The organism is Flavobacterium sp., assembly GCF_031423415.1.
In the GTDB taxonomy this organism is placed as follows: domain Bacteria; phylum Bacteroidota; class Bacteroidia; order Flavobacteriales; family Flavobacteriaceae; genus Flavobacterium.
In genome coordinates this window covers 1-6183 of sequence record NZ_JANPFL010000166.1, presented here as the reverse complement: position 1 = coordinate 6183, position 6183 = coordinate 1, and the positions used below count along the sequence as shown (strand labels likewise).

The 6183-nt window shown below is 33.7% G+C and carries 11 protein-coding genes; all 11 read right to left on the bottom strand.

From position 1 onward, the window contains the following. Positions 1-146: 146 nt before the first annotated feature. The 11 genes from RMO83_RS14335 to RMO83_RS14285 all read right to left on the bottom strand — a co-directional run bounded on the left by RMO83_RS14335 (position 147) and on the right by RMO83_RS14285 (position 6021). Positions 147-530: a hypothetical protein gene (locus RMO83_RS14335; protein ID WP_310560385.1), complete on the bottom strand. Its 384-nt coding sequence runs from the start codon at positions 528-530 to the stop codon at positions 147-149. A 43-nt stretch (positions 531-573) separates the two neighbouring features. Then, complete coding sequence (locus RMO83_RS14330) at positions 574-762, bottom strand: hypothetical protein (protein ID WP_310560384.1); 189 nt, start codon at positions 760-762, stop codon at positions 574-576. A gap of 10 nt (positions 763-772) precedes the next feature. After that, entirely contained in the window at positions 773-910 is a 138-nt protein-coding gene (locus RMO83_RS14325) for a hypothetical protein (protein WP_310560383.1), read from the bottom strand. Between the two features lie 69 nt (positions 911-979). Continuing rightward, on the bottom strand, positions 980-1258 hold the full coding sequence (locus RMO83_RS14320; RefSeq protein ID WP_310560382.1) for a hypothetical protein: 279 nt from the start codon (positions 1256-1258) through the stop codon (positions 980-982). Continuing rightward, complete coding sequence (locus RMO83_RS14315) at positions 1255-1419, bottom strand: hypothetical protein (protein WP_310560381.1); 165 nt, start codon at positions 1417-1419, stop codon at positions 1255-1257. The genes RMO83_RS14320 and RMO83_RS14315 overlap by 4 nt, the downstream gene beginning before the upstream one ends. A 104-nt stretch (positions 1420-1523) precedes the next feature. Then, entirely contained in the window at positions 1524-3203 is a 1680-nt protein-coding gene (locus RMO83_RS14310) for a ParB/RepB/Spo0J family partition protein (protein ID WP_310560380.1), read from the bottom strand. A 17-nt stretch (positions 3204-3220) separates the two neighbouring features. Beyond that, positions 3221-3739, bottom strand: a complete 519-nt coding sequence (locus RMO83_RS14305; protein ID WP_310560379.1) for a hypothetical protein — start codon at positions 3737-3739, stop codon at positions 3221-3223. Continuing rightward, positions 3736-3933, bottom strand: coding sequence for a hypothetical protein (locus RMO83_RS14300; protein WP_310560378.1), 198 nt, complete (start codon positions 3931-3933; stop codon positions 3736-3738). The genes RMO83_RS14305 and RMO83_RS14300 overlap by 4 nt, the downstream gene beginning before the upstream one ends. Then, the gene (locus RMO83_RS14295; RefSeq protein WP_310560377.1) at positions 3930-4346 is read right to left on the bottom strand and encodes a hypothetical protein; all 417 of its coding nucleotides are present in this window, start codon (positions 4344-4346) and stop codon (positions 3930-3932) included. The genes RMO83_RS14300 and RMO83_RS14295 overlap by 4 nt, the downstream gene beginning before the upstream one ends. Positions 4347-4526: 180 nt before the next feature. Beyond that, entirely contained in the window at positions 4527-5387 is an 861-nt protein-coding gene (locus tag RMO83_RS14290) for a hypothetical protein (protein ID WP_310560376.1), read from the bottom strand. Continuing rightward, complete coding sequence (locus RMO83_RS14285; RefSeq protein WP_310560375.1) at positions 5299-6021, bottom strand: DUF6291 domain-containing protein; 723 nt, start codon at positions 6019-6021, stop codon at positions 5299-5301. The genes RMO83_RS14290 and RMO83_RS14285 overlap by 89 nt, the downstream gene beginning before the upstream one ends. Positions 6022-6183 lie beyond the last annotated feature (162 nt).

Here is a 6183-nt window from a genome sequence, read left to right as displayed (position 1 = left end):
GTTTTAATTAATCGTGAACTGATTGTTGATGTGCTCATAGTATTTTTCGTCTTTATTTGACACAAATATAATAATATATTATATTACTATTACAAATAAAAAAAGCCATTCAATTAAGAATAGCTTTTGATATATTGAATTAACCTTTAGCAGTCGCTTCGAATCTTTGCTTTTGTTTTGTTACCTAAACTGGCAATTGGTATTCGATTAGTGCTTGGCAAGTTGCTTTTAGAATATTGATTGTAATTAAACCTTGAATCATTCCAACCAACATCGTCAGGATAGGCTAGTGTGTTGCAGGGTTCATCTACATTCTTTAAAGTAAAGTAAGCATTTGCGTTGCTCAATGACTTTATTGCGACCTCGATGTAAACCAAATCGAATGCTTCTACATTTACAACCTCAACATAAACCTTTTGGTCTAACGTGAAAGTTGGTTTTGGTTTCTGCTCCAGTTTGCTTGTAGTTGCAAATGCCGTTAGGCTAATCATCCCGATTAACATAATTGAGAGCGATGTTCTTAATTTCATAATGTCAAATGTAAGTAAAAAGTAATATAATATATTACTGAAATTAAAGAATTTCAAAAGTTCCATACTCATAAACTCCAATAACTCCATCTTCAAACTCGATTGTTACATCTGCGCTATCTTCATCTATTATTTTGATGTCAATTACGATTCCTTTCTCACCTCTTTTATTGAAAGGATCACTGGTTAAGAACTGGTCAATCATTACTTTTTTACCGATTAGATTTTTCATGGTCTAGATTTTATAAATTGTATTGATACCCTGTTTTTTCTTTCAACTCTTCAACCAATGCGTTGATTACTTCTTTATCTGAACAACCGTGTTCAATTGCTTCTACTAGATAATAAAACTCGCTTTCTAAAACTTGAATGAATGTCATGATTGATTTTTTTGTTATTCAAAGTAACCGCTCTTTGTCTCAAGGTGCAAGTCTTTAGCTGTTATTTAACTAAAGCATTCTTTTATGATTTTCGATGCATAATTCGTTGAAAGCTGAGTCGATAAGTTCTGCAAGCTTGACAAAATTATCAACGCTCATCCATAGACATTCTCCATTGTGTTCGATACTGATGTACTGAGCATCTTCTGATATTATTACTTCCTGTTTTGTTTCCAAATTGATTTCTGGATCTTCCGGAAACAAGATTACTTTTTGTGTTTTTTTGATGTCTTTTATTCCGTGAGCGATTAAACTTGCATGTGGTTGTTTAATTGATAGTGCTTTCATAATTTTGATTTAATTACTTTCATTTTTTGATTCTCCCAAAGCACAATAAGACTGGTTATTACATCTATCCTTTCCTGATTATTCGGCATCTCTTTTTTTAACTCAATTAATCGTTTTTCATGCTCTCGAATCCTTGCTTCTATTTCGTTTAATGTTGCCATAGTTATTTTTTTGTCTCCACCGTCGGAGAAATGTTAACGGAAGTGCTTATTTTACTAGGTTTTAAAAAATGCGAGATTTTGTTAGAACCTCGCATTTTTGATTACTATTTAACCTTTTTGGCTCTTTCTTTTATTCTGGTTTTTATATCCTCAACTAAATCTTTGATTGGAGTTTCTTCAATAGGTTTCAAATCTTCAATTTTTACTTTTAATGCTTTTATTTTTGCATCTGCCTTATCCATCCTAACATCTGAAATAGCTTTTTGATTAGCAATAATTCCGTTTATTTTATCAGCCTCATAATGCATCAACGCTTTTGTATAAGCATAATTATTAACGTTACTATAGTAATTACCATAAGAGCTTGGTAAAGTTTCCCAAAGGAAAATTCTTGAAATTTGATTATATTCAAATTTAGTAAAATCTCTTTCTTGAATAGTTTTAAGGTTAAAATCTCCAACTAATTTTTTAACTTCATTATTTCCATAATATCCAAGTTTAGAAATCATAGCTAAACAGAGAGCATTAATTTCTACTGGAAACAAACCACCTATGATAGTTTTGATTTCTGATGTATCAATAGCTCTTATTTGACCCCAAACTTTCTCGCCATCTAATTCAATAGCTCTGTCTGCTCTAGATTCAATTTTAGCAATCTCTTCTTTGGCTTCAATCTCTTCATTTGACATTGGAGTTTTTGGTCCAGTAAATGATATATCCATTTCCGTTTCCTCTCGTGATGGATCAGGTTTAATGTAAACCTCCACGGTTTTCCCTGCATCATTTCCAGAAACAATAAATCCCGTTTTAACGCTCCAGTCATTTCTTTCATAAGCACTCCATTCCTCATAATTCTTTAAAATTGGAACATCATACTGTTTACAGATTGTGATTATCATATCAGTTGGCTTGGTATATCCAGCTAAAATCAGAATGTTTTTTCCTTCAGTAATTATTTTAGCAACTTCCTTTTCAATATGAGCTTCGTCTTTTGAGGCAAAACACTTTATATCGAAACACCTGTCTTCAGCCATATCTTCAAACAATACAGGATTAGCTCCTGAACGTTTCGGACAAACGTTACAAGCGCAAACATCACTAACCAATGCATCATCAGCTGTATCAAACATAGCATCGGATAGTAAATAAGTATCTTCTTCTACTGTTTCTTTCAAACTAGATACAGTGCCGTATTCTGGCTCTCCAGCGTTGTATGGCTGTGCTTCATTGTAAATATCAAGCTGCTTGAACTCATCACATCTTGCAATAAGAATGGCGTGACCAATACCTAAATGGCCAGCGATGAAATCAGTTCTAACCTCATCGATTAAATCTACCAACTTCATACGTTGGGCAATAAAGCTTTCAGGTTTTGCCATCTTTGCCGCAATGTCAGCAATGGTGTATTTTCCACTGTCGAGCATCTTTTTAAAAGCATCAGCTTCATCGATTGGATGCACATCTTTTCTTTCCAGGTTCTCCACTATCTGAAGTTCGAAAGCTTCATCGTCTGTTAGAACTCTAATGTTTACGGGAATATCTTCCAGTCCTGCAAGTAGAGCAGCACGGTAACGACGCTCACCACATACAAGTTCGAATTGTTCGAATCCTTCTTCTTTGTCATTGGTTGGCCTAACCAACACCGGCTGTAAAATTCCGTGCTCTTTAATGCTTTGCGATAACTCCTTAAGTGCATTCTCATCAAAATGCTTTCTTGGATTTGTTTTTGACACATCAATCTGTTTGATTGAAATAACCTCTAGGGTTTGATTGTTTTTACTCATTGTATTAAATTTGATTGTTAAATTAATTCTGTTTTAAATATTGTTTTCTTGTTGTAACCTTTACTCAATTGAAGGATTACTGTTTGTATTCTGGCATACTCAAAAGTTTTGCGAGGCAAAGGAGTTATTGAAACCAGTCCGAAATCGGTAAACTTCCTCATCCGGACATCACTATCTCCAATTGTGAACCAAGGCATAAGAGCAATTACATTATCGCTCATTTCCATACATTTTTCCAGAATGTAGTAACCGGCTCTCAATCCCTTTAAGTTTATATTCTTTGGTGCATTTTGTAAATGTGTAGTATGGCTGGAGAATGGAGGATTCATCACTATACAATCAAAATTAGTTTTAGGCATTAGGAAAAAATCCTCCGGAGAATAAACCTGATATCCTTTTCTTTCAATGGAGTAAAACAAATTCTTTAGTCCAGGTGTTGGTTCTAAAATCGAAACTGCATTTTTAGGAATCATTTTTACCATATAATCGCATATATCAATTGGCGTTTGAAATTGTGGATCAATAATTATTTTCATTTAGGATCCTGATTTTGATTATACAATTTCACCAGCTGCCTATTACAGCTGTCTCTTTTCTTGTAGCTTTTGACAGCTGTACCGTTTACTAAAAAAGTGAATTTACTTTTACTCACCCTGTCGATGGAAACAATGAATCCGATACTGTCTAATGTTCCCATCATTGTTCTGTACTTTTTACTTCCTCTACTCATAGCATTTTGATTAAATCGGTTTCTAAATTCAAATAGTTCTTGGCCGTGTATCTTAAAACCCTCCACCCTGAACACACAGCAAGGTTGTATTTAACGCAATCCTCTGAAAAGCCATTGACGGTCGTGTGTCTGCTTTTCTTTGAAAATACACCCTCGTATTCGATTGCAATTCTTAAACTAGGTATTGCCCAGTCAAACCGAAATCTCCTTCCATCTGAAAATTGTAATTCAGTTTCAAAGTCTTTAATTTGATTCGTGAGCTTGAACATATCCAGGATTGCGTGAATGGTATCTTTCTCAATGGATCGTTTTACAATCACAATTTTTGGTTTATTCTCTTCAGGAATTTTCCTGTCATCCACTTTAAATCCTTTGCCTTTTAAGTTTTTCAAATCATTCTCAGTCCAGTTCATTGTGTATAAATTGAAATTCCTAAACTAAAAATCACTACTCTAAATCTTTTAAATCTGATTGAAAACAGTTGAAATTCTTTTTTTGTTTTAAAGAGATTTTCCAGTTTAACTGAAATCACATCATCATCAAATTTTGGATTTTGTCCCTCAAGAACTATCCAAAAAGTTCCGTAGTATTTATTATACCTCATTGTCTATCTGTTTTTTGAATTCCTCGAAATCCGTTAAATAATTTTTTAGATACCTGGATCCTATCAAACACCGGCAACGATTAACAACAGTACCGATTTTCAGGTTTTTTTTGATTTGATTGGTTGCATTCTCAACTGCCCACTTTGCTGATTGCATCCTGCTGGTTATCAGTTCGGCTTTTATTTGCTGCAGGTACAATTGTTCTTCAACTGCATACATCTTCAGTTTTTCAGAATTAGGAACCGTAGCATTTACTTTGTTGGCAAAATCTGTTAGCTCTCTAGTTTTTAAATCCTTTTCCCAATAAATCCAGATATCACTTGAATATCCTTTTTCTTTCAGGTCTTCGAAAATAATTTTGATTTGATTTAAGCTATATTTTTTCTTTTCGCTTTCGCTGATGGGTTCTGGTTCTGTCAGCAATCTCATTTTCTTTTCGTCGTAACCTCTCAAGCTGTCACTTCTAAATTCTTTAAAGGCATTCAGAACCTCAGCGACAACAATACAATCCAGCATTCTAAAAACTTTCAACTCTGGAAATTCTTTAGCAACAAACATTTTGAAAGCTTCTTTGATTTCCGGAACCGTAAGGCTTCCAAACTTGGTTTTTATCAAATCGAAAATCAAAATCATTTGCTTGTCGAGCTGTAACTTTTCTTCTTCACTTGAAACTTTGATGTTTAGAATCGTGATTAAGTAATTTAATAAGCCGTTGATTTCCTGCTTTGATTCAATGTTTTTAACTTTTGGATAGTCTTCGTTAAGAATCGCCAGTGTAGGTCTCGATAACCCGATCAACGCTAAACTCGTAGGCTGTTTTTGTTGAGTTTGCAAATTGTTGTTTTCCATTTTGAAAATTTTGAGTTTGAATATTATTTAACCACTCGGCTTGAAATCCTTTCCAATCTTTCGAAATACAGATTTCTAAAATTTCATTTGGATCTTTATTTGCTTTTTGAACTTCGCCAATAAATTTATTGAAAGCCGTCTCGGTGTTGGTAGCTCTTTTTGTCTTCCGGACTTTTATCCAATCATCAATCAATTTTTCTTTGAAACCGAAATCCATTAAATTTTTTCTGAAATCGAAATTTTTAATTTTTGTTTCTTTTCCTAAAAGAATATCAGTTACAGTACCATTTACATTAACAGTATCAGTATCATTAACAGTTGGATTTGTTGACGTTTGTTCAACACTTTCAACAAGTGTTGAATCTGTTGAATTTTGTTTTCTCATTTCAGCACTTTTTAAACCCGCTTTTGACCTCTTTTCTTTGACCACTTCGTACTTGTCTAAGTCTCTTTTTAACTGCAATTTCATAGGCTCAAATGCCATTAGAATAATCCTATCTTCAATCTTTGGATTTTCATCATTAACGTATGCTAGCAAGTGCTTTACAAGCTTTCCAGCCTCTTCATCCGTAAGCATTCCAAAGGTGCTTTTCCAATCAGCATAAGCAACGAATGATTTTTTGTTTTCTGCCATTATTTTATCCCTAAAGAGTTAATAACCTTGTCTATAAATTCTGTGTTCATTTCGTCAGTTGAACCAGTGACTGCATTAGATATACCTGCTTTTGATTTAATTAGCTCATAGTTATCCTCATCGATTGTTTTGTGGCCAAGGAAGTAGGTACACACCATTGGA